General features: G+C 54.3%; 21 protein-coding genes, 2 pseudogenes and 1 riboswitch (1 of these 24 running past the window's edge). Of the genes and pseudogenes, 13 read left to right on the forward strand and 10 right to left on the reverse strand.

Going from position 1 to position 23971, the window contains the following annotated elements; all coding sequences use genetic code 11:
• Positions 1–130: 130 nt before the first annotated feature.
• The 3 genes from M655_RS06610 (at position 131) to M655_RS06620 (ending at position 5567) form a co-directional block, all read left to right on the forward strand.
• Complete coding sequence (locus M655_RS06610; protein ID WP_005830406.1) at positions 131–811, forward strand: response regulator transcription factor; 681 nt, start codon at positions 131–133, stop codon at positions 809–811.
• On the forward strand, positions 808–2583 hold the full coding sequence (locus M655_RS06615; RefSeq protein WP_007784363.1) for a sensor histidine kinase: 1776 nt from the start codon (positions 808–810) through the stop codon (positions 2581–2583). The genes M655_RS06610 and M655_RS06615 overlap by 4 nt, the downstream gene beginning before the upstream one ends.
• Before the next feature lie 68 nt (positions 2584–2651).
• Entirely contained in the window at positions 2652–5567 is a 2916-nt protein-coding gene (locus M655_RS06620; protein ID WP_026558175.1) for a WG repeat-containing protein, read from the forward strand.
• Between the two features lie 88 nt (positions 5568–5655).
• Here the strand turns inward: M655_RS06620 and M655_RS06625 are convergent, their stop codons facing one another.
• Positions 5656–5832: a hypothetical protein gene (locus tag M655_RS06625; RefSeq protein WP_007784359.1), complete on the reverse strand. Its 177-nt coding sequence runs from the start codon at positions 5830–5832 to the stop codon at positions 5656–5658.
• A 96-nt stretch (positions 5833–5928) separates the two neighbouring features.
• On the opposite strand from M655_RS06625, the pseudogene M655_RS28295 reads away from it, so the two are divergent.
• Together M655_RS28295 and M655_RS06635 are read left to right on the forward strand one after the other, a co-directional pair.
• Positions 5929–6415 (forward strand): annotated as a pseudogene (locus M655_RS28295) (GNAT family N-acetyltransferase).
• A 76-nt stretch (positions 6416–6491) separates the two neighbouring features.
• Entirely contained in the window at positions 6492–8108 is a 1617-nt protein-coding gene (locus tag M655_RS06635) for a peptide ABC transporter substrate-binding protein (RefSeq protein ID WP_005830400.1), read from the forward strand.
• Positions 8109–8367: 259 nt separating this feature from the next.
• Here the strand turns inward: M655_RS06635 and M655_RS06640 are convergent, their stop codons facing one another.
• On the reverse strand, positions 8368–8886 hold the full coding sequence (locus M655_RS06640) for an acyl-CoA thioesterase (RefSeq protein WP_025845333.1): 519 nt from the start codon (positions 8884–8886) through the stop codon (positions 8368–8370).
• A gap of 261 nt (positions 8887–9147) precedes the next feature.
• On the opposite strand from M655_RS06640, the gene M655_RS06645 reads away from it, so the two are divergent.
• From M655_RS06645 to M655_RS06665, 5 genes and pseudogenes are all read left to right on the forward strand, one after another.
• Positions 9148–9354 carry a hypothetical protein gene (locus M655_RS06645; protein ID WP_025845331.1) on the forward strand — a complete coding sequence of 69 codons (207 nt, stop codon included), beginning with the start codon at positions 9148–9150 and terminating at the stop codon, positions 9352–9354.
• Between the two features lie 389 nt (positions 9355–9743).
• Positions 9744–10026: pseudogene (gene tnpA, locus M655_RS06650) on the forward strand (IS200/IS605 family transposase).
• A gap of 5 nt (positions 10027–10031) precedes the next feature.
• A complete protein-coding gene (locus tag M655_RS06655) occupies positions 10032–11108 on the forward strand; it encodes an RNA-guided endonuclease InsQ/TnpB family protein (protein ID WP_007784978.1) in 1077 nt (358 codons plus the stop codon).
• Positions 11109–11590: 482 nt separating this feature from the next.
• Complete coding sequence (gene spoIIP, locus M655_RS06660; RefSeq protein ID WP_026558176.1) at positions 11591–13339, forward strand: stage II sporulation protein P; 1749 nt, start codon at positions 11591–11593, stop codon at positions 13337–13339.
• A 362-nt stretch (positions 13340–13701) separates the two neighbouring features.
• Positions 13702–14580: a pentapeptide repeat-containing protein gene (locus M655_RS06665; RefSeq protein WP_026558177.1), complete on the forward strand. Its 879-nt coding sequence runs from the start codon at positions 13702–13704 to the stop codon at positions 14578–14580.
• A 230-nt stretch (positions 14581–14810) separates the two neighbouring features.
• Here M655_RS06665 and M655_RS06670 read toward each other — a convergent pair whose 3' ends face one another.
• The 7 genes from M655_RS06670 to queC all read right to left on the reverse strand — a co-directional run bounded on the left by M655_RS06670 (position 14811) and on the right by queC (position 19679).
• Complete coding sequence (locus tag M655_RS06670) at positions 14811–15581, reverse strand: ANT(4')-I family aminoglycoside nucleotidyltransferase (RefSeq protein WP_026558178.1); 771 nt, start codon at positions 15579–15581, stop codon at positions 14811–14813.
• Positions 15582–15801: 220 nt separating this feature from the next.
• Positions 15802–16215: a DUF6173 family protein gene (locus M655_RS06675; RefSeq protein ID WP_005830393.1), complete on the reverse strand. Its 414-nt coding sequence runs from the start codon at positions 16213–16215 to the stop codon at positions 15802–15804.
• A gap of 353 nt (positions 16216–16568) precedes the next feature.
• Positions 16569–17039 carry a DinB family protein gene (locus M655_RS06680; protein ID WP_007784350.1) on the reverse strand — a complete coding sequence of 157 codons (471 nt, stop codon included), beginning with the start codon at positions 17037–17039 and terminating at the stop codon, positions 16569–16571.
• A gap of 197 nt (positions 17040–17236) precedes the next feature.
• On the reverse strand, positions 17237–17731 hold the full coding sequence (gene queF, locus M655_RS06685; protein ID WP_007784349.1) for a preQ(1) synthase: 495 nt from the start codon (positions 17729–17731) through the stop codon (positions 17237–17239).
• A gap of 72 nt (positions 17732–17803) precedes the next feature.
• A complete protein-coding gene (gene queE, locus M655_RS06690; RefSeq protein WP_051353962.1) occupies positions 17804–18475 on the reverse strand; it encodes a 7-carboxy-7-deazaguanine synthase QueE in 672 nt (223 codons plus the stop codon).
• A 47-nt stretch (positions 18476–18522) separates the two neighbouring features.
• Positions 18523–19011, reverse strand: a complete 489-nt coding sequence (queD, locus tag M655_RS06695; RefSeq protein WP_026558180.1) for a 6-carboxytetrahydropterin synthase QueD — start codon at positions 19009–19011, stop codon at positions 18523–18525.
• Complete coding sequence (queC, locus tag M655_RS06700; RefSeq protein ID WP_005830383.1) at positions 19011–19679, reverse strand: 7-cyano-7-deazaguanine synthase QueC; 669 nt, start codon at positions 19677–19679, stop codon at positions 19011–19013. Before queC ends, queD begins: the two co-directional genes overlap by 1 nt.
• Before the next feature lie 96 nt (positions 19680–19775).
• Positions 19776–19819, reverse strand: a riboswitch (PreQ1 riboswitch).
• Positions 19820–20104: 285 nt separating this feature from the next.
• Here queC and M655_RS06705 point away from each other — a divergent pair.
• The gene (locus tag M655_RS06705; protein WP_026558182.1) at positions 20105–21112 is read left to right on the forward strand and encodes an asparaginase; all 1008 of its coding nucleotides are present in this window, start codon (positions 20105–20107) and stop codon (positions 21110–21112) included.
• A gap of 79 nt (positions 21113–21191) precedes the next feature.
• Positions 21192–21887 (forward strand): copper homeostasis protein CutC, encoded by a 696-nt coding sequence (locus M655_RS06710; protein WP_007784340.1) that lies wholly within the window; start codon positions 21192–21194, stop codon positions 21885–21887.
• Positions 21888–21923: 36 nt separating this feature from the next.
• Here the strand turns inward: M655_RS06710 and M655_RS06715 are convergent, their stop codons facing one another.
• Positions 21924–23036 carry a GerAB/ArcD/ProY family transporter gene (locus M655_RS06715; RefSeq protein WP_026558183.1) on the reverse strand — a complete coding sequence of 371 codons (1113 nt, stop codon included), beginning with the start codon at positions 23034–23036 and terminating at the stop codon, positions 21924–21926.
• A 177-nt stretch (positions 23037–23213) separates the two neighbouring features.
• On the opposite strand from M655_RS06715, the gene M655_RS06720 reads away from it, so the two are divergent.
• Positions 23214–23971 carry the 5' portion of a serine hydrolase gene (locus M655_RS06720; RefSeq protein ID WP_026558184.1) on the forward strand. The gene runs 43 nt beyond the window's last position, so only the first 758 of its 801 coding nucleotides appear in the window; it begins with the start codon at positions 23214–23216; the stop codon falls past the right edge of the window.

The following is a 23971-nucleotide window of genomic DNA, read 5'->3' on the forward strand; positions in this document are numbered from 1 at the left end:
GGGAACATCCTTTCCAATTTCGAGACGCGCTATTTTCTATGCTAAGCTTACCGTAACGATGTGTATTTCCTGTGTCTTTTTTTGGCGAATGCTGTAATTATCACACCATCCAAGGAAGGGAGAGCCATCCATGAAGCGACAGGTGCTGCTTGTCGAAGACGAGAGCCGCATCCGCGAAATCGTCGCGGACTACTTCGAACAGGAGCAATGGATTGTACACGAAGCGGAAAACGGAAAGCAAGCCATTCAGATGCTGGAAAGCCTCCGGGTCGATCTGGTCATTCTCGACATTTTGATGCCGGAGATGGATGGCTGGACGGTTTGCAAAGAAATCCGCACAACCTCTGATGTGCCGATCATCATCCTCACCGCCAAGTCCGAAGAAGACGACAAGATGCAAGGCTTTGAGCTTGGCGCCGACGATTACGTCACGAAGCCGTTCAGCCCGCGAGTGCTGGTCGCCAGGGCCAACTCCTTGATGAAGCGGGTTGAGGGCACGGTCAGAGGAACCGACCATCTGCTGCGCTTCGGCCAGGTCGTCATTAATCGGCATGCCCGGCGCATGAAGATCAGGGGCGAAGAAATCGACCTCGCCCCGAAAGAGTATGAGTTGCTCGTCTATCTTATCAAAAATGCCGGGATCGTGCTGTCGCGGGAAACGATCATGGATCACGTCTGGGGCTTCGACTACTTTGGCGATTTGCGCGTCGTCGACACCCATATCAAGAAGCTTCGCAGCAAGCTCGGCAGCGAAGCGCGACACATCCGGACAGTTATCAAGGCAGGCTATACGTTCGAGGAAGAGCGATGAAAAAATGGGGCGTCACACTCAAGCTGTTTGCCATCACTTCATCGTGTTTCCTGTTGTTTTATACGATTATCATGATCGGTCAGTTACTTTTTTTTGAGCAATTTTATCAATCGAAAAAGCTGGACGACCTGGAGAAGAAGCTCGAAGCGTTTGCCAAAGAGTACGTCTCGCGGGAATGGGACGCAGAGAGCATGGCCCGGGAGTTGTCCGTTTTTATCAGCCGCAACAAGACGCAACTGGCGATTGTCAGCCCAAACGGCCAGGTGAAGTACGACAATCCGTTTCGCATCGTCATTCGCGATCGCGAAGGCAAAAACGTGAAAATCTCGCTGTCCCTGCTCCCGGAGGAAGACCGCAGCGCCCTTTTGAGCGCGAATCTGCACAAAGGCGACCGGATTGAAGCGATCGGCGTCTTTGAGGAAGGGCTGCTGCAGGAGATGTTTTATCCGCGCGTCATTAAAAAAGCGGGGGCAGCCGATATCGGCACGTTGCGAGGGAGCGACACGACTCTGACGCTGTCGACTGTCTCCGGCGAAATTACCGAGCTGTTTTTGCCTGCGCCCAACCAGTGGAATTTGCGGCAAGGGATTCTGTTTCATGTGCTGAAGGACTTATTCCCGTTATCGGAGGAACGCAAACGCGCGCTGGAGGGCGGAAGCGTGCTGGAGGAGGAATGGGTGGAGCCGTGGAGCGGCGTGCGCAGCCTGGTTGCGATTCACCCGATCGTACAGGACGGGCGGCTCAGTGAACTGGTCGTCGCCCTCACCTCCTTGCAGCAGATCAGCGAGGCAAACGATGCACTGCGGCTGTTTTACGTCTACATCGGAATCGGCGGCTTCGCGCTGATCCTGCTGTTGTCCCTGCTTTTGTCCAAAATCGTCACCAAGCCGCTACTTTCCTTAAACAAAAGCGCCCTGCGCATGGCGCGGCTCGACTTCTCGGTCAAGTCGCCGATTATCCGCAACGACGAGTTCGGCAGCCTGGCGCGCAGTCTGAACACGATGGCGGAAAAGCTGGATGTGACGCTGCGGGAGTTGCAGCAAGCCAACGAACAACTGCGCAGCGAGATGGACCACAAGCAGCGGATGGAGCTGATCCAGAAGGAGTTTGTCTCCAATGCCTCGCACGAGCTGAAAACGCCGCTGAGCATCGTGAAAAGCTTCGCGGAAGGGCTGCGGGACGGCGTCGGCGAGAACAAGCGCGAGCGCTACATCGAGGTCATCCTCGACGAGACGGAAAAAATGGAGGAACTCGTCCGCGATTTGCTGGAGCTGGCCAAGCTGGAGTCGAAGACGATCAAGCTGAAAAAGAGCTGGTTTTTCTTAAGCGAGCTGACGGAGGAAATCGTCGAGCGGCTGATGCATCATTTCCGCGAAAAAGAGCTGCGGGCCGTGACGATTTTGGCCAACGAGGAAGCGCTGTACGCCGATCAGGAGAAAATCGAGCAAGTGTTGCTCAACATGCTGGTCAACGCCATCCGCCATGCGAATCCGGGCAGCGAGATTACCGTGCGGATCGAAGGCGAGGCGCAAGCGCTGCGCGTCACGATTGAAAATGAAGGCGAGCAAATCCCGCAGGAGCAACTCGCTTTTGTCTGGGACCGCTTTTACCGGATTGAGCGCTCGCGAAACCGCAAGACAGGCGGGACCGGGCTCGGACTTGCCATCGTCCGGCACATTCTGGAACTGCATGAAGCCTCCTACAGTGTGCGAAATACGAAGACAGGCGTCGCTTTTTCCTTTTCGCTGCCCACCCATGGAAAAGGAAAGTGAAACCAACGTGGCCGTTTGCGCGTCTGACTGATAGCAAGCAAAAAGCACAGGGGGAGGCCAACAAGCCCATGAAACATAAAGCGATCAGTCTGATGGCGGCTGCGCTGCTCTGCGCGAGCGCATGGACAGCTCCGGTGCAAGCGGCTTCGTTTGCAACCGTTCAGCCGTACTTGACGGATTACAAGATCGGTTTCACCAATGGCAACGAGCTGGTAACGAAAGCCCAGTACGATGCATTCGACTACTCTGCGCACGCGGTGATCGTCACCAAGGCCGGAAAAAAAGGATTGCTCGACGTGCGTACCGGCAAGGAAATCACTCCCGCCGTCTGGGACGAGATCGAAATTCCCGGCTCGAATAACATCGCCATCGTGCAAAAAGGCGGCTGGTTTCAATACATCGACCTGACGACGAAAAAGCTGTCAGCCACGAAGTTTGCAGGGGCGCACAGCTACTATCTGTCTTCTGACCATGACCCAGTCATTGTGCTGGGCGGACAGACTTCCATGCTGCTGGACAAAACGGGCAAGGTGCTGATTCCTCCCGTGGCAGGCAAGCTGTCCATCGTCTCGCTGATTCCCCCAGAGGTAAAGGGCGATCAGGAAGCAGACGCGACGCGCTACGTTGTGGCGACGACCGCGAAGGCGATGACCTTGTACGATCTGGTGACGTTCAAGCCGAGATTTTCCTTGCCGGGGGCCGCGCTGATTCCCAATGAAGGCGGGCCAAAGACTGCCTATCTCAAGGTGCGCTCGGGCGGCAAGGAAGGTCTGGTCGATGTGAATGGACAGTACGTGCTGCCTGCGCAATACAAGGCGATCTACACCTGGAACCATGGATATTTTCAACTGGTGGGGCCAAACGGAGTCGGTTTGTGGAAGGACGGACAGCTTTTGGCGGAGCCGCTCTATGCCGAGGTGGGATTTGCGCATAGCAACCCGGATTTGTACTGGACCGTCTCCAAAGATATTGTGACCTACCATTCCATCGCCAAAGGAACGGCTCATTCGTTGAAAAAGGGCGCGGACTATTTGCGCGACAGCTACGTGCTGGGACAGGACCCGAAGACGGGCATGTACGGCGTTGTGCAGGTAGACGCAGGAGTGGTGATCCCGTTCGTGCATCCGCGCGTGGAAGGGCCGCCTGCCTCCCGTCTGCTGGTGCGCAGCGACGGGAAAAAGACGATTCTCCCCGGTTGGGAAAAGCCGATCCGCGAACCGGACTTCTGGTTCGATTCGTTGACGCCGTTAGGCAGTTACGGTCTGCAGAGCGTCAAGGACGGCAGCAAAATCGGGCTGTATTCGGAGCGGGAAGGTTTGCTGCTCACACCAGCAGAAAATCGGGTCATTCGCTATGAGGAAGCTACGGGACAGGTGGTGGTAACCGAGCCGGATGGAAAAGTGCTACGCTTCGGTGGCATTAGTGGCAAGCCGGAGAGCGAACACGACGTCCAGCCGTTGTCCGAGCAGTTGAATGCGGTGTACGAAGCGGGCAAAGGGAGCGTAATCGTCGACCGTTCGACCGATAAACCGATCAGCAAGCATTATGAACAGCTTTACGCAGACGATGCCTCCAAGCTGATCGTCGCAGCAGATGGGCAGACGGCTGACCTGTACACGCCAGACGGCACGCTGCTCACGACAGAGATCAAGCTGGCGCGGTGGAAGGGGCGCTACGACGCTCCGCCCGTCACCATCATGCAGGTGGGCGACACCTTCTACACATTGGGCGTGAAGGAGGGCACAAACAAGCGGGCATTCATCCGGATCGCAGACGGGCAGTTGCAGGTCGCAGGCGAGTTTGCGTATCGGGAGGCTGCGGAAATAGCGATGGGCGAGAAAAAAGCGGCCGTTGCGATGCGGGCGGACGGGACGCTCGATGTTTGGGCGCAGGAAGGCAGCCGGCTCGTGCAAAAGCTGGCGAACGCAACCGGATACGAGACAGCCTCTACTTTCGACAAGCTGCTGGTGCAAACGAAAGATGGCTGGGATGTGTACTCCTCTTCGCTGGAGCGCATCACCACAGGGAACTACCAGTCGTTGAAGCCGCTGCCGCAAAGCGACAAAAGACCAGGCGTTGTCGTCTACCAGGATAAGCAGACGGGCTTGTACGGGCTTTTGGCAGCAGACGGCAGACAGTTGACTGCTCCCAGGTACGAAGCGATCAAGCCGTCCGGCGAAGTCTTTCCCGGACTTTGGCTGCACGACGACACACAGCCGCCATTTGCGTTTGCGACGAAGGACCAGTTCGGCTATCTCGATCAGGACGGCAAAGAGCTGTTTACGACCAAGTTCCTGACGAAAAAGCCTGTGATTACGTATCGCCCGCTCCAGTTGCAAAGCTTCGAGGCATATACGACACTGATGAAACAAAACCCGCTGGAGCTTGTCGACTTCGGCAAGCCGTATAGCTGGTCCGGGAAGGGCAGCAGCGAGAGCAAGTTTTACGCGAATCTCGCGCTGTATGCGGGACTGCCACAGGGCGCAGGAAAAGCAGAGGTGTTCGCGGCACTGGAAGCAAAAGGCGCGATCAAGCCCGATGCGAAACGCGCTGACATGAGCGACGAAGACATGTACAGCCTCGCCTACTTCATGGCGACAGGCAAAAGCAGCCAGTCGCTGACCGCCAAGGAGTTGACGGAATGGGCGCAAAAGCGGGGCATCGTGCCGCAGCGTGGAGGCATGAGCTACTATATGTCGATGGATTTGTACAAAGAGTATCACCAGATGTTTTTTGCGGAGCTGTTACGATCGGTGGCGGGGAAAAAGCTCGCGAAGCCGAAAGTGCTGAAGGCTGGAGAGCTGTCGCCTGAGCAGAAGGCGCTGGTCGAGACGATGCTGCTGGTCAACGGAAAGCAGGCGAACCAGTTGCCGCTGCCGTTGCCGCAGGCGGAGTGGAACCGGGGCGTTCAAGGATTTTTGACAGCATACCAAAAACAGGCAGCCGGACTTCTTGCCGCCTACGAAAAGCAAGCCGGAAATTGAGCGTGCCGAAAGACAAGCGCGGGAGCATCAAGCCCGCGCTTGTTTTCGCAGGTGCGTGATCTGCTGCTGTAGCAAGCAGGCGGCGCGTTTAAAAGATCGGCCAATATTTCAGCATGAGCAGGTAAAAGGCAGCGTGCACCGCCGCTGTCGCGACCAATGAAACGACGAAGGCGACGAACGAAATCTGATCCAGCTTGTAGGCGACCAGGAAAAAAATCGAAAAGGCGAGAAAGGCAATGAACGTGCCTTCTTCCAAATAAGCCATATGCGCATTCACCTCGTTTTTGTACCTGTCTCCTATTCTAGCGGATTTCGGCCGCGGATGAAGAACCAATCATGTTTGTGAAGGAGTGTCGTTTTCATGTCCATCCATATCGAGCCGTTGAAGCAGCAGGATGCCCCGGCGCTTTTTGCCTTCGAGTGCAAAAAGCGGGAGTTTTTCGAGCGGACAGTCCCCAGCCGCGGGGAGGCGTACTATCACTACGATTATTTTCAAAACAGTCTGCAAGCTTTGTTGGCAGAGCAAGAGCAGCGTATTTCCTGCTTTACGCTCATCAAAAATGCGCCGGGGAGACATTTTGGGCCGGATGAATCTGGTCGATTCCGATCACGAACGAGGAAGCGCCGAACTCGGCTACCGGGTCGGAGCGGATGCCGCAGGCAAAGGGATTGCGTCTCAGGCGCTCAAGCTCCTGCTTACCGAATACATACAGCCGCTCGGTATCCGTGAAGTACAGGCCAAGACGACAGCCGAAAATATCGCCTCGCAAAAAGTGCTGCTCAAAAACGGCTTTGTTTTTCGCGAGACTGACGCTGCGGGATTTTGGCACTACTGCTGGACGCGGTAACGGTTTATTTGTTTTTATTTTGGTTATTTGGTATTATATGTAAAATTCGAAAACTAGAAATCAAAGGAGAATCGCGATGAAATCACGCAGCAAAAGCGTTTTGAATGTGTTGGTAGCCGCTGGAGTGATTGCCTCTTGCGCTGGCTACGCGGCAGCCAATGAAGCAAAGCCAAAGGCAGCCAGTCCGGCCGCTACGGAAAAAGTACTGCGGCTCAATTTGGTCGCGGAGCCGCTCACGGTCGACCCGGCGCTGGCAGAGGATGAAGTATCGTTCATGTTGACCAGGGCGATGTACGACGGCCTGGTTCGCGTTGGCCCGGATGGAAAGCTGCAGCCATCCATGGCGCACAAGATCGAGGTGTCTGACGATTTGAAGACGTACACCTTCCACTTGCGCGATGCCAAATGGAGCAACGGCGATCCCGTCACGGCCTACGATTTTGAATACGCATGGAAGCGGGTGCTCGATCCGAAAACGGACAGCATCTACTCCCATCAGCTCTACGTGATCGAAAATGCCGAAGCAGCCAACAGCGGCAAGGAGAAGCTGGACGCCGTAGGGGTGAAGGCGGTTGATGCGAAGACGTTGCGCGTCGTGCTGGAGGAGCCGACTCCTTATTTTGCCCAACTGACAGCCTTCCCGACCTTTTATCCGGTCAACCAGAAGGTCGTGGCCGCGAATCCGAAATGGGCCAATGCCGTCTCGACGCATGTAGGAAATGGCCCTTACAAGCTCGCTTCCTGGACGCGCGCTGAACAGATGACGCTGGTGAAAAATGCGTCGTACTGGGATCAGGCAGCCGTGAAGTTGGACAAGCTCGCCTTTTCGATGGTTGAGGACGAAGAGACGGAGCTGGCCTTGTTCGATACGGGTGAGCTGGACTGGGCGGGTGCTCCCGGGCAGCTTCCGGCAGATGCTCTGCCAGTGCTGAAGGAGAAAGGGCTTCTGCACACGAAGCCGATCGCGGGTGTCTACTGGTACAAGTTCAATACGGAGCAGGCTCCTTTTACCAATGCGAAAATCCGCAAAGCGTTCGCCTACGCGATGAACCGCCAGGCGATTGTCGACACGGTGACCAAGGGAAGCCAGGTGCCCGCTACGGCAATCGTGCCTGTGACCAATGGCGAGAAGCAGTCTGGCTACTTCAAGGACAATGATCGCGAGACAGCGAAAAAGCTTTTGGCAGAAGGGATGAAGGAGCTGGGAATCGGCAAGCTCCCGCCGATCTCCCTGTCCATGAATCGCTCGGAAAACCATCGAAAGATTGCGCTTGAAGTTCAAAAGCAGTGGAAAGAGGCGCTGGGTGTTGACGTGAAGCTGGTGGAAGAGGAATGGAAGGTCTTTTTGGATCATATAACCGAGGGCAATTACCAAATTGGACGGATGGGCTGGCTGGCGGACTACGGCGATCCTGCGAATTTTTTGGGACTGTTCTACGACAAAAAGGGCGGTAACAACAATACGAACTGGGAAAACAAGCAGTACCAGTCGCTCCTCGACAAAGCGGCGACAGAAGCGGACCCGGCCAAGCGCAAGCAATTGCTGGCGGAGGCAGAAGCCATCCTGACGGAAGAAATGCCCGTGCTTCCGATTTATTTTTATTCGAGCAACTGGGTGCAGGACGAGAAGCTGAAGGGCGTCGTCATGGATGAGTTGGGCTACCTTGATTTCAAATGGGCCACGAAGGAATAACATAGGAAGGCTGATAAAACGAGCAAGCTCCCCTTTTCGACAGCTGGAAAGGGGAGCTTTTGTCTGGGCAAAAGGATCGCGTGGCAGCTTACGGTTCCCAAGGGCGGCCCCGTCCCGAGCGAATCAGGAGAGACGCTCGCGGCGTTGCAGTTGCGCGTCCGAGCGTTCGTCAGCTACGGCTCCCACGGGCGGGTCCCGTGCCGAGCGAATCAGGAGAGACGCTCGCGGCGTTGCAGTCGCGCGTCCGAGCGTCCGTCAGCTACGGCTCCCAAGGGCGCCCCGTTCCGAGCAAATCCGCGAGATGCTTGCTGCGCTTGCGGCGCTGCTGCCGCGCCTCTGCCCGCTCTGCCGCTCCGTCGTGCAAAAAAATTTCTTCCTGGGTTTCCGGCACGACTTTGGGCACGGGGGTTGGGCGGCCATCCGGCCCGATGGCGACGAAGGTGAGAAAAGAGGTCGCACAGACTTTACGCGCACCCGTCAGCAAGTCCTCTGCCACAACTTTGACGAACACCTCCATGGACGTATGGTGTGTCCAGGTGACAAAGCCTTCGAGCGAAACTTCGTTGTCCACGCGGATCGGATGCAAAAAATCGACGGAATCCGTAGAAGCCGTCACGACGGGTCCGCGCGCGTGCTTCATGGCGGAAATGGCCGCGACATCGTCAATGTGCGCCATCAGCCTGCCGCCAAACAGCGTGTTGTGGTTGTTCGTATCGGGAGGCAGCACATGGCTTGCCTTGAAAGTGCGCGACTCCCGGACAAAACGTTCTGCGATCATGGAAAGACGTCCTTTCGTTTTTTTGTGGATCACGTAATTATGAATCATTGTAATATTCTCATTTTTATTATTCCACAACCAGACGAGTTTTAGCCATAGCAGAAAGATGCGGATTTTCCCGGTGCCTGCCGCCGTCATGTCATGGCCTATGGCTTGGCCCGAAGCGGTTTTGGCCGGCAGAAGCATCAAGAGCGACTTTCCGACAAACCATACCAACTGTACAGGCAAAAGCCATCACCATGCGGAAAGGGAGCTGCTGCTTTGGAAAACTACTTGCAGTACCTCAATCAGTTCATCGCCGCGATCCACGACCTGCCGGACAGGCTGGCCGGGGTGCTCGCCTCCATCCAGGACCCGATTCGCAGCTTGAGGAACACGCTTGTGGCGACCAACATCCTGCTTGGCATGCTGGTTGTCACCTCGGTTGCGAACGTTTATATGCTGTGGCGAAACGGCAGGAAAAAATAAACCGGGGCGGCCTTGCCAAGACTGCCTGACTGGCGTATAATTCTGTAAAAATCAGGATGAGCGGTGTTTCTTTTTACATACAGTTCAGTTCGGTTGGAACCGAAATCAGCGGAAAGGAGCGGGCCCGAGTGAAAAAAGAGCGTTGCAATCATTGGCAAAAGGAATCGGATACTCGACCGCTGTTTTCTTTGCGCTGGTTACAGATTTTCCGAACGAGAAAGCCCGCTACGGTGCGATAGCACCCCCTTTAGGGGCGGGATGAGAGTGAGGTCAAATACGGAGTACCACGAATAAAACGAAGGTTTGTGGTACTTCAAGTATTTGAAAATTCCACTCTTTTTTGTTGTTCATCTGTTGTAGTATATAAAAAAAACTGATACAATAGGTGTATGAACGAATACAGAAGAACAAGCACAACCCTTTCATTATTAAACTACCATTTTGTGTTCTGCCCTCGGTACAGAAGAAAGATTTTTCTGCAAGCAGATGTAGAACAACGCTTCAAAGAGTTGGTACATGAAGGGTGTGAGGAACTGCAAATTGTGATTGTTGCTCTTGAATGCGACAAAGACCATACGCATATGTTTCTCAACGCACTCCCATTCTACCGCAGGAAATGTATCAAGTGAAACAATAAAGCGATATGTCGAACAACAGAAAACAAGGGGGTGAAAATCATGTCGCAGACCATCACAGTCAAAGTGAAATTGCTTCCAACAAAAGAACAGGCTTCTATTTTGCGTGAAATGAGTCAAACGTACCTCTCCACTATCAATACTCTCGTTTCCGAAATGGTTGCTGAAAAGAAAAGCACAAAGAAGTCGAGTAAGGATATTTCTGCTTCTTTGCCAAGTGCCGTTAAAAATCAAGCTATCAAGGACGCGAAAAGTGTGTTTAAGAAAGCGAAGAAAAGCAAATTCACTACTGTTCCTGTTTTGAAGAAACCTGTCTGCATTTGGAACAATCAAAACTATTCGTTTGATTTCACGCACATTTCCATGCCGATTATGATTGACGGCAAGGTAACTAAAACACCTATCCGTGCTTTGTTAGTTGATAAAGACAACCGTAACTTTGCTTTGCTAAAACACAAATTAGGTACGCTTCGAATCACACAGAAAGCAAATAAATGGATTGCCCAAATTTCTGTCACCATACCTACTATGGAAGGAACAGGAGTAAAAGTCATGGGAGTTGATTTGGGTTTAAAAGTTCCTGCCGTTGCTGTAACAGATGATGAAAAGGTACGTTTCTTTGGGAATGGCAGACAAAATAAGTACATGAAGCGTAAGTTCCGTTCTGAACGCAAAGCATTAGGCAAAAAGAAAAAGGTAAATGCGATTCGTAGTTCAAAAGATAAAGAACAACGTTGGATGAAAGACCAAGACCATAAGGTTAGTCGTGCTATCGTAAATTTTGCAAAAGACAATAAAATTTCTGTCATTCGCTTGGAACAACTGGCGAATATTAGACAGACGGCAAGAACAAGCCGTAAAAACGAAAAGAATCTGCATACTTGGTCATTTTATCGCCTGTCTCAGTTCATTGAATATAAAGCGAATTTAGTTGGTATTAGAGTTGAGCATGTGAATCCTGCATACACAAGTCAGACATGCCCTAAATGCTCTGAGAAGAATAAGGCACAAGACCGTAAGTATAAATGCAAATGTGGATTCGAAAAACATCGTGATTTAGTCGGTGCTATGAACATTCGATATGCACCTGTGATTGATGGTAACAGTCAATCAGCCTAAGATGCTATATGCACTGTCTTAGGAGGGGCAATGAGATGCCCTCATCTTGAAGGCTGTTCAAAACAGAAATGGACTGCGAACGCTTAGTCATTCAAGAATCCCACCCGTACACCGCAAGGTGGAAGACTTGCGGCTTTAGCCGTGGGAGTCTCAAGGGAGAAGTGTGTCCAAAAACGGATATAGCGACTGGGACCCTGTGAGATAATCGGTTTTTTCGAGCGAGACAGCAGAAAAAACGCCACAGGCCGCGCCCTTGTGGTGTTTTTTTGTGTGCAAAAATGTTGGAATGGCGCGAGTGCTTTGGCTATGCGAAGCGCGAGGGAGCCTTGTGCTCACTGACGAGCGGCTTTTATTCTGTGCCTTTTTGACAGGAAAAGATGTCGGAAGATGAAGGAAAATGCTGGCGAGTCGCGAATTTTTAACGAATAGGCTGGATTTTCCAATCTTGCTGACGATCTCTATACAAAAGGGGAAAGAGAATCTTGCTTGCACGCGTAAAAAACAGCGTTATCGCTGCCTGCTGCCTGATTTTTCTGCTGCCGGCTTCCTTCGCGGAAGCAGCCACACATGTCGAGGTAACAGTCGATCAGTTGAATATTCGCAGTACACCCGGAACAACCTCCCAGATTGTCGGCACGATTTCGAAAGCGACACGGCTGCCGATCGTGCAGGGACAAAAAGATTGGACGCAAGTCAGGCTCAGCAACGGCAAGACAGGCTGGGTCAACAACAAGTACGTCAAAATGCTTGAGATTCCTCAACTGAAATACGTCAAGAGCAACGTGGATATGTTGAACGTGCGGGCAGAGCCAAATGCCACTTCGCAAATCTTGCAAGTCATCGACAAGAACGGAGTTTTCCTGCAAGTGAAAAAACAAGGCGAGTGGGCGCAGATCAAGCTGTCCAACACAACAAGCGGCTGGGTCAACGCACGCTTTTTGGTGGAAACGACGGCGCCACAGCCCGCTCCAGCTCCAGCTCCTGCGCCAGCCCCAACGCCAGTACCGACTCCCGCCCCCGCGCCAGTTCCGCAGCCGACTCCCGTTCCGACCGTGCCGGAAATGCCGATCGAGCTGGGCGCAGGCTCGCTCGTCCTGAACGAGAGCTACGAGGTGTACGCCGCTCCCGACTTTTTGGGCACTGTGATCGGACAGGTCAATGGCGGCTCGACGATTACCCATTACGGCTATGCGGACGGCTGGTACACGATTGACTACTACGGCACGTACGCCTATATTTTCAAGCCAATCGTCCCGGATGAGACAGGCCAGGTGACGACACCGCCCGTCGCGGCGAATCCGGTGCAGCCTGCACCTGCTCCCGCAGAAGAGTCGATTCGCGTCAGAAACGCCGATACCAATCTGCGCAGCGGTCCCGGCACGAACTACCCTGTGGTGGGCAACGTGCAGCCCGGCCAGACTTTCCCGATTGTGCAAATCGTGGGAGACTGGTACGTCATCCGCATGCCTGACAACTCGCTCGCCTACATCGCAGGCTGGATCGTCGACCGCATCCCTGCGGCGGGCAACCTGTCGCCAGTCGGTGCAGGGACACCAGGCGTCGGCTATAACCAGGGCATGATCGGCAATGAAACCGTCTATATTTACCACACGCACAACCGCGAGTCGTGGCGCAACGTCGCGCGCAACACCCAGGGCAGCTCCGTCGACGACCCTGAAATCAACATTACGCTGGTCGGCAAGCGGCTGGGGGAAATTTTGCAAGCAAAAGGCATCCCGGCGATGGTCAACCAGGATGACTTCGCCCAGAAGCTGGCCGAGCAGAAGAAAAGCTATGCGATGTCGTACACTGAGTCGTACAAGGCGGTGGCGGCAGCGGCGACGACCAGTCCGAACCTGAAGTACATTTTCGACATCCACCGCGACAGCGACGAGCCGCGCAGCAAGGTGGCAATCACGATCAACGGCAAGACGTACTCGCGCATTTTGTTCGTGATCGGCACAGCCAACCCGGGTTATCTGGAAAACAAAAAGCTGGCCGACGCCCTGCATGCGCGCCTCGAGGCATATTATCCCGGCTTGTCGCGCGGCGTCATTTTGAAAGGGAAAAACGAAGGAAATGGCGTGTACAACCAGTCGATTTCTTCGGGCAGCCTGCTGCTTGAATTTGGCGGAACAAACAATACGCTGGAAGAATGCTACAATACGGCTGAGGCTTTTGCCGAGGTGTTCGTGCAGCACATGCTCGAATCGCAAATCGCCTTCAAGTAACGACAGACAGCCCGTTCCGTGTCGCTCGCAGCGCAAAGCGGATCGGGCTTTTGCGTGCGAAAGCGCATAGCGAGACGATGAACGAAGCGAAAAGCAAAGACGTGTGCGCCAGGGTGTGGAGGCTTTTGCCAATTGGCTTGGGCCTTGGTTTTGCGCGCATCCAAGTTTTCGTACTGCTGGCGGACGGCTTGTTTTGAGGCGAACACCAGTGCATGGGCGAGACAATGCCGCCGCACCGCGCGCTCGGAGTTGCACGCGGTGCGAAAAGAAACAGGAATGACTTTGGCAAGCAGCCAGGCTTCATCGGGTGCTCATCGCCTTTACGCCAATAGGAAAAAAGAGAATTTGTCAGGAGGGCATACATGACTGCTCATCAAGAACAAGACGAGTCGTGCCTGGGGAGGTTGCGCCATGACTTGCGCGGGGACTGCGAAAAATGCTTCGGGCTGTGCTGTGTGGCGCTGCCTTTTGCCGCTTCCTCCGACTTTGCCGCAACCAAGGACAAAGGCACCCCCTGTCGCAACTTGCAGGACGATTTTCGCTGCGCGGTTCACCAGAGCTTGCGCCAGCTCGGCTTTCGCGGCTGTACCGTGTACGATTGCTTTGGCGCAGGGCAAAAGGTTTCACAGGAAACGTACGCCGGACGCGACTGGCGGCAGGCGCCGGAGCTGGCCAAGCAAATGTACGAGGTGTTTCCGCTCATGTGGCAACTGCATGAGCTGCTCTGGTATTTGACCGAAGCGTCGACTTTGCAGCCAGCCCGTCCGCTGCACGCAAAGATCAAGCGCGTCCTGCGCGAGACGGAGAGCTTTACGGAGCTGGCCCCGGAAGCGCTGTTGCAAGTGGATGTTGCCGCTCAGCGGGCAAAAGTGGGCGAACTGCTGCGGCAGGTGAGCGAGCTCGTCCGGACAGAAGCCTGTCGCCAGCAAAAAGGGGGGCGGGGAAAAGCGAAACATGTTGGCCGGGGCGCTGATCTCATGGGGGCGAAGCTCAGAGGCGCCGACCTCAGGGGAGCCAATTTGCGCGGAGCGTATCTCATCGCGGCTGATCTGCGCGGAGCGAACCTCAGGTGGGCCGACCTGATCGGCGCAGACTTCCGCGATACCGATCTGCGCGGGGCCGATTTGACCGACAGCCTGTTTCTCACTCAGGCACAGCTCAACGCGGCAAAGGGGGACGCCTCCACGAAAATACCCCCGTCGTTTACGCGCCCGCCGCATTGGGCTGGCTCTTCGGCCTAGCAGCGGCCGGGGTTGTCGGTCTAATAGCGGCCGGGGTTGTCGGCCTAGTAGCCGCCGGGCTTGTCGGTCTCGCAGTCGTCGGGCTTGTCGGCCTAGCAATCGCCGGGCTTGTCCGCTTGACATCCGTCAGCCAGCGAAAACGAAACGAAAAACCCCGCGTGATAGCGGGGCTTTTGCGCTTTTGCCGACAGGGCAGACCTCTCGCCAAAAGAGGTCTTTTTCCGATCGGATTAAAAAGGAATGCGCTTCGTATGAATCACATAATGGTGCTTGGCTGCCCAGACGTGCAGTCCGCTCCAAAACTGCTCGCACGCCGCGACGATTTTTGCCGGATCAGCCAACTCGCCCGACATCACCAGCTTTGCCACTTGCTCGTAGCCATCCGGTCGGTCCGTCAGCAGGAGCGACTCCGGCAACACCTGGGCGCCTGTCGAATAGCAGGTGCGATGGTGCAGCCCGAGCAGCATCGCTCCGTATTGGGCAAACTGCATGGCTAGATAGGGCAAGTAGGTGTGCGGGCCGTTCAGGTGGGCATTGCGCAGCTTGCCGATAAACTCGTACATTTCCCCGACGAGCACGCCGTTGATCGCCTCTGTGAACGCTTCCTGGGTAGGCGATTGCGCCGCCTTTTTCAGCGCGGGAAAAAAGTCCTTTGGATCGTACAGAGCGAGCGGAGCAAAAAACGCGCCGTGCGACAGCGGCCAGCCTTCGTCAACCGTGGCGGCCATGTGCAAAAGCACGTTGGCGCTCAGCACGTTCACTTCGGCCTTCCATGGCCCGGCTGACCATTCATGGCTGAAATCGACGTCTTCGTCCGACTCCTCCAGCACGCAAAACATTTCGATATCGGAAAAAGGGCCGTCTGTCCCGCGGGCAACCGAGCCGTAGACGCCGATCGCCAAAATTTTCGCGCCGTACACCTCATGCAGCCTGGCGGCGATTTCCTGGCACGTTTGCAGTCGCTCGTTGCGCGTTATGTTTTCAGGTCCATTCATGTTCATTTGTACACATCTCCCTTTGCATGGTTGGTGGGTGAGTGGTCAAACGGACAGGAACGGAGGGCCACGGGATTAACGGGGGACGTGTTTTGGATGCATGAATAGGCTCCTCCTCGTAATGTGTTGGGGGTTCGGTTTCTCATTTCTTTCAGTTTAGCGAGTTTTCCGTTTCTTTACCATCCGTTTTATATGGCCTTGATTCAGACAAAAAAAGAAGACGCTGTCACACGTCTTCTTTTTCATCTTCTTCTGGGGCCTTGAACCCAATTCGCTTGGGAGGATTAGCTGGATCGGCTTTTTTGACGGCCATTAACAAAAAGCTGATTTGCGTAACATGCTGGATCAGCTCCACCGGCGCGCCGGTCTCTGTCGTTCCGAAGAAGCGGATCAGGCTCGGATTGTAGTAGCCGATCCCTTCGACGCGCAGTGTGACGTTTTGTCCAAACGAGACTAGCCGCATCCCGACCTCGTGCTGTTCATCCAGCGCAAGCTCAAATTCCGCAATCATCTGGATCAATCGCTTGTGAAACTCGCTCGCGAGGTTTTGATCCGGCTGCACTTCGAATACCGGAAGCTCATTGTCTTTCAGTTTTACTGCCTGTGGGGATGTTGGTAAGCTGTATTCGTTGACTGCCATGGCCATACCCCCTTTTCAGATAATTATAAACTATGAAAAAGATTTGAAAAAGGGGGAGTGGGTACGGGAAGAGGCATAAGTGCCAATCCCCTCCTGCGGATTAATCCGGGGAGGGGATTGGTACTTGGACCAAAGCAGACAAAGATTACAACGCCTGCGCTCTTGTCTTGGAAGGATTTGTAAGGAGACGCAAAAAATATCGTTTCATGTTGGCAGATCGTTCGCACAAAATACAAACGAACGTTCTTGTTTTGGGGCAAACAGCAAAAAAGAGCGGCAATCAGGATTGAGAAAGACGTCCTGGAATGCCGCTTGTGTTCGTTCATTTATTCAACGATTGGCTTCTTCGTCAGTTACACCTTATTCTCGCGGAATGCCTGCTTTACCCGCGCAATTTGGGCGAGGTGGTCGCGGACATGCTGGACGCGATATTCCAGCAGCTCTTTGAACGTGAATCGCGCTCCATCGGGATATTGCCCGACCCGCTCAAGCTGCGCGGAAGTCAGATTTTCCAGAAGCGGCAGCATGCTGGCCCGCAGCATTTGGAACAGGAGCATGTGCTGCTCGCGGTCCAACCGCTCATAGCCAAGGTGATCCACCCAGGCTTCCTGATTAAACGATAGCAGAAGCGGTTCTTCCTCCGCCAACACTTTTCTCAGCCGATGCGTAGACAAAATCTCGGAATCTGTTACATGAATCAGAATCTGGTGGATGCTCCATTTGTCCGGTGCAGGCTGGAAACGCAGCTCTTCCTCAGACAATCCTTCTACGGCTTCTCGCAACGGCTCACAGCCTTGGCGGTACTCTTCGATCAACTTTTCCATTCGATACTCTCCCTTTTGCATCATGCATGTGGCTGGCCATGATTGATAGTAGTATTCTTCGGTAAAGAACAAGTACCTTACCGGCTTTCATCCATAGTCAGTCTTCCAAAAGTGATTGCTTCAGAAAATCGCTACATCTGCAAACAAGAAAAAACCCTTATAAAATAAGGGTTTTTGCATAGGTACTTACATACCTTTTACCGATTATCCACCTTCTCCGGATACATATCATGATTCATCAGCCGATAGCTCGCCATCTCCTCATACTTCGTCCCTGGACGGCCGTAGTTGCAGTACGGGTCGATCGAGATGCCGCCGCGCGGGGTGAATTTGCCCCAGACCTCGATATATTTCGGGTCCATCAGTTTAATCAGGTCGTTCATGATGATGTTCACGCAGTCCTCGTGGAAATCGCCGTGGTTGCGGAAGCTGAACAGGTACAGCTTCAGCGACTTGCTCTCGACCATTTTGATGTCCGGGATGTAGCTGATGTAGATGGTGGCAAAATCCGGCTGTCCGGTAATGGGGCACAGGCTGGTGAATTCCGGACAGTTGAATTTGACGAAGTAATCGCGGTACGGGTGCTTGTTATCAAAAGACTCCAGCACGCTCGGATCGTAGGAATAGCTGTAAGTCGTTCCCTGGTTGCCCAAAAGGGTGAGGGAAGACAGATCGCGTTGTTGTTCGCTCATGGATGTTTCCTCCTCGTTTCTGTTTATCTGTTCCTGGTTTGTCCTTTCATCTACACGCTTGCACGTACACCTCTACACGCCGCGCTTGTTTCCCCAGACCAGCGCGTGGAGCTGCGGGAGCACCTTGGCGTCGTTCAAATCGGGGGCGGCCATCGCCTGGTCGATCAGCCATTCAAAGCTTTCCAATAGCTTTTCTCTCAGTTCCTGCGTGTCTGCGCTGACGAGATCGCTATTTCCCGGCTGGAGGAAAAAAGGAACCGCCGGATACCGCCGATGAATGTCGCGCGCATAGGCGAAGTCGGCGTCGTCAAACACGACGACCTTTAGGTTCAGCCCCGGATGCTTTCGCTCAAGCAAAGCGTGGACGATGCGGTCGAGCATGGCGTAGTCGGTGGTCATGCCGGAGCTTGGCGGCTTCGGCGAAAGGGTGATGTCGTCGATCAGGGGCAGCCATTCCTGCCAGCGGCTGCCTTGTGTCTCCAGCGCCGTGCGAATGCCGCGCTCCTTCAAAAACGAGACAAGCTCGCCCATGCCTGCGAGCAGCGCCGGGTTGCCGCCGGAGATCGTGACGTGGGAAAAACGGTTCTTCCCCAGACGCTCCAGCTCCGCCCAAATTTGCTCCGGCGTCATCTGCCTGATTTCATCCCGCGCCGAGCCGTCCCAGGTAAAGGCGGAGTCGCACCAGCTACAACGGTAGTCGCAGCCTGCCGTGCGGACGAACATCGTCTTTTGGCCGATGACCATGCCTTCCCCCTGAATCGTCGGGCCGAAAATTTCCAGAACGGGAATGCTCACTCCATCATCCACTCCCGTCTCGCCTCGGCATAGCTTGTCGGCGTTTCAAACAGGCGGACAAATTCGACGCGAGCGCCGCGGTAGCGGTCGCGATAGGCGTCAGACTGGAGCTGCTCTTCCATTTGTTCAAACAGCCAGACCACCATGTTTTCAGCGGTCGTATTCATCGGAGGCAGCATTTCGTTCAGGTAGCGGTGGTCGAGGTAGATTTCGATATGCTCCTTCCAGATTTGCTTAATGTCGCCAAAGTCGATGACGAGCCCGATTTCATCCGGGTAGCCGCTGATCCCGAACACGACGTGGTACGTGTGGCCGTGCAAGTTTTTGCATTTGCCTTCGTAGGCGTGCAGATGGTGCGCGGCGTCAAACGTAAACTCTTTGCTCACCAGCACGCGTTTGTTATGGTAACGCAGTTGCGATTTTTGAATATGGGTGCCCAGTGCCTGCATGCGGTCGACGATGCGAAAGTCAAAGTTGGCGCTCATCAGGCGTGTGCTCCTTGTTCATTTTTTTCGGAAAGATACGCGTCCAGTCCGGCTTTGCGCAGGCGGCAGGCAGGGCATTCGCCGCAGCCGTCGCCTTTGATGCCGTTGTAGCAGGTGAGGGTTTTCTCGCGAATATAGGTGAAGGCACCCAGTTCATCGGCCAGCTTCCACGTTTGTGCCTTGTCGAGCCACATGAGCGGCGTATGGATCACAAACGGATAGTCCATCGACAGGTTGAGCGTCACATTGAGCGATTTGATAAATGCGTCGCGGCAGTCGGGATAGCCGCTGAAATCCGTTTCGCAAACGCCCGTGACCAGATGCCGCGCTCCTTTTTGCTTGGCAAACACGCCGGCAAAAGACAGGAACAGCAAATTGCGCCCGTCGACAAACGTAGAAGGCAACTGGCCTTCCTCCTGGGTGATGTCGATGTCTGTGCGGGTTAGGGCATTGGGGGCGAGCTGGTTCAACAAGCTCATGTCCAATACGGTGTTGGCCACGCCCAACTCGCGGGCGATTTGCTGGGCGCATTCGATCTCCAGCTTGTGCCGTTGCCCGTAGTCAAACGTGATCGTTTCTACTTCGCCGAATTGCTGCTTGGCCCAGAACAGGCATGTAGTGCTGTCCTGACCTCCGCTGAACACAACGACGGCTTTTTCCTTTTTCATGCTCTCCATCTCCTTATTCGTAGTCATGGAAGAAAGAGAGTTCTTGAACCTGCTCCTGTAAAAAAACAAAACAATACCAAGGGATCGGTACTGTTGTCCACCTTAGTTTTTTATAGAGGGAGTTCGCGAACCTCTCCCGCGCAAGTCGCGCGGATTTCGTATGCAGTTGGGCGGCATGCTGTCGCCCTGAGCCATTATACTACAGATCGGCTCGTCATGGGAAACGGTGAGCGAAAAAACGATTGACGGAATATGGTGGTACTGCTAGTATTTTTTAATAACACCAATGGAGAAAATTTCCCATTATCCTCTGGTTCGAATTTATAATTACGCAGGTTCACTCCTGTTTTTTCAATTGTGATTCACGATATTATCCTGTCGATGGAATAATTAGCAAAAAGATTAGAGCGGAACGGGTGATTCAGATGCGAGAGGTCCCATTAGTGGAGGAGTATCGCGGCGGTATTTTGGAAAACGTTCATTCGGGCATGATCTGCGGGGTGGGCGAAGACGGACAGGTGATCTATGCGGCGGGAGATGTGGAGCACGTCGCTTTATTGCGCTCGGCGGCCAAGCCGTTTCAAGCGATTCCGGTAGCCAGACAAAACATTGCCGAAACATTCGGACTGACAAGTCGGGAGGCGGCGCTGTTTGCGGCTTCGCACCGCGGTGAGGTCTATCATCTGGAAGCTTTGGAGTCGATTTTGTCCAAAACAGGCATTCGGGAAGACGAGCTGCTTACGTGCCCGACGTACCCGTTAAATGAAGAACCGAAGTTTGCCTGCTTGTCCCAGGGCGTAGCGAAGCGCAGGCTGTTTCACAACTGCGCAGGAAAGCATCTGGGTTTTTTGGCGTTGTCCAAAGAGCGCGGCTTTTCGACCGACGATTACTACAAGCAGGAGCATCCGGCCCAGCAGGAGGCGCTCGCCGCTTTTGCGAGCCTGGCGGACTATCCGAAAGAGAAAATCCGCCTTGCCGTCGATGGCTGCGGCTTTCCTGTCTACGCCTTGCCGCTCAAGCATTTGGCGGTGGCGTACATGAAGCTCGCTTGCCCCGATCTGATCGCCGACCAGCCGACGCGGGAGGCTGTTCAGAAAATTACAGGCTGGATGACGGCCCATCCGGAAATGATCGCCAGCCATCGTTTCATTTGTACAGCGCTGTTGACCGATCCGAACATCATTGCCAAAGGCGGAGCGATGGGCGTATATGGCTTTGCGCTGAAAAAGGAGCGGATCAGCTTTTCGCTGAAGGTGCTGGACGGCTCTGAAGCAGTCTGGCCGCTCGTCATTGCCGGGATATTGGAACAGATTGCTTACAGCAACAAAGAAACGATCGCAAGACTGCACGCCCTGTCGTCAAAGGAAATCGCCAACGACAACCGACTGATCGTCGGGGAGAAACGGCCCGTTTTTGTACTGGAAAAACGGTGACCGCGCGCCGCGCTTGCGCCGGGGCGGAAACACTTCGTACAATGTCCGTAAATGTTTGCGGACGAAGGGAGAGTGCGACATGCTTGTGGAAGTAATTGCGACTTCGGTAGAGGATGCCAGACGCGCAGAGCAAGGAGGCGCAGATCGGCTGGAGCTGATTTCCGGCATTTTGGAGGGCGGCCTCACGCCGAGCTGGGGCTTGATTGAGGCGGTGGTCAAGGCGGTGTCCATCCCGGTCTATGTCATGGTGCGGCCGCACAGTCAATCTTTTTGCTATACCGCAGACGAGCTGCGCGTGATGAAGGAAGACGTGCGCGTCATTCGCGGGCTTGGGGCGGCAGGCGTTGTTTTTGGCATGCTGACGCCGGAAAAGCAGCTTGATCGGCACGGTCTGGAGCTGCTGCTTACGGAAGCGGATGGCTTGGCCGTGACCTTTCACCGGGCTTTTGACGAAGCAGCAGATCAACGGGAGGCGGCCCGCATTTTGTTGCAATACCCGCAGGTGCGCACGATTCTCACTTCAGGCGGAAAACGGACGGCCATAGAAGGCGCAAGTTGCATTGCCGAGCTGGTTCGGATGACAGCACAGACGCCGCTTGGTATTTTGGCAGGAAGCGGACTGTCAGAAGCGAACGCTCCCGAGCTCATCAGACAAACAGGCGTGAAAGCGGTGCACTTCGGCACTGCCGCCAGAGAAGACGGACAGGCTCTGCGCTACGTGGATGCCGAGCGGGTCGCCGCGATCAAGCGCGCTTGCCAGCTTGCAGAAAAATAAGCCCCTGCCTCTGTCCCAAGACACAAGCCGACGCCCTCACTTTTGCAGAGGTGTCGGCTCGTTTTGGATTCGCTTCCGTATGTAATAGCAGGCGACCAGTAGCAGCGGGTACAAGACCGCCACGGTGAAATCAAAGAGCGGCCAAAACGTATAAGCCTGCAGCAAAAACGTCTCGTTCGGCAAAAGGATGATCGCGCCGACGACAAATAACAGACAGGTCGGATAAGTAAGAAGCTTGTACTCTCGCAGCTTCAAAAGCTGCTGAATTCCCAGGCAAAAGCCGTACATGTACGTGACTACCTTGAAGTAGATCGAAACGAACCACATCAGCGCCATCATCGCCTCCTGTCGTTGAAAAAACTCCCCGACGTGCACCCGTTTCGCAAGCGAGTAGCTCGGAAAATTGTCCTGTGCCGTCATCGAAGGCCCGAGCACCAACAGCGTCAGTATGATGATTGCGATGAGGCAGATGCCGCCGTACGTCGCCCCGCGCAAGAAAGCAGGGGTAAGTTTTTGCGACGGATCAACAAAAGGGGTAATCATTAAAAAAATGATGAGTTCAGAAAACGGAAAGGCGATCACAGAAAAGGAGCCGTGAATGGCCGGGCCGATGCCGTTTTCCAAAACAGGCTGCAAGTTATGGATGGAAAACTGCGGCGTCAGCAAGAAGAAAAAGGAGAGAAAGGTAAAGACGAACCAAACATAAAAAATTTCGCTGGTGCGGGCGAACGTCTCCAACCCAAGGCGCGCACCAAAGAGAGCGCTCGCCACGAGCAAAAAGATGACGGCAACGCTTGGCGTTTCTTTTAAAATTTGCGAGGTCATGAAATCGCCAATGGCCCGCACGTAGACAGAGCCGTTAATCAGCACTGTGAACAGAAACAAAATGGACAGGCAGGTGCCGAGCCAGCGGCCGAAAATGAGCATGTTTTTCCCGATCAGCGTATGCTCCCGGTAGAGGTGGCTGATGATGCAGTAAAGGTAGACGATAGCCAGACCTATCAGCACGCCGATGATCCCAGACAGCCAACCGTCGTATTTGGCTTCTTTCGCTACGGCTGCGGGCAGGATCAGGATGGAATCGCCAATCGTAATCAGCGTAACGAGAATGGTGAATTGACGAATGCCGATCGTTCCGGGCTTTTGCATGTGGCTTCACCTACAGTACGTTTATCCCCCTATTATTTCCAAAGGACGGCAAAGCCAAAACATCCTGCAGCGGTCGGTCGTAGTCATGGTCATCCAAAACTTGTAACAGTCGTTTTTTGAATTGTATGATAATAGACAGGCGGTTGAGGCGGACTTTTACAGGAGGGATCAGGAGCGGTGGATTTGGAGAAAAGCTTGTCAGCGATCTTGCAGGAAGCGAAAGGGGCATGGGGCGTCGTGGTAAAAGAGCTGGCTGTGCAAAATGGCGCGTATTTTGCGCATCGGCCGGACGAGCTGTTTATTGCCGAAAGCGTCATCAAGGTTCCGATTATGGCAGCCGTCTATGCGGCCTGTGAGCAGGGAAAGGCTCGCATCGACGCACAGTTGGCGCTGCGCAAAGAGGATTTGGTGGCAGGATCGGGCTTTTTATATGCGCTTTCGCCAGGCTTGAAGCTGTCGATCCGCGACCTTGTGACCTTGATGATTATTCAGAGCGACAATACGGCGACGAACATGCTGATTGATCTAGTTGGAAAGGAACAGATTGACAGGACCATGCGCGAGCTGGGGATGGAGCGCAGCCGCTATTCCCGCAAGCTGATGATATACCCGCAGGACGTGACGGAAAACAACATGATTACCGCGGGCGATGTGGCGCGGATGCTGGAGCAGATCGCGTGCGGCGGCCGTTTTTCGCGGTGGGCAAGCGCCGATATGATCGCGATTATGCAGAAGCAGCAAGTTCTCCACGGCTTGCCGTCGCAGCTTCCGTCGCGCAGCGGGGAGGATGGACAAGCGGTCTGGGAGCTGGCGTGCAAATCGGGTTGGGATACGGGAAGACAGCATGACGTTGGCATTTTGTCCGTGCAGGGACGGCAGTTTGCGATTGCCGCCTTGTCCCAGGATGTGAGGGCGGAAGCGGCGTTGCATACACT

Source organism: Brevibacillus sp. NSP2.1, assembly GCF_000470975.2.
Classification (GTDB): Bacteria; Bacillota; Bacilli; order Brevibacillales; family Brevibacillaceae; genus Brevibacillus; species Brevibacillus agri.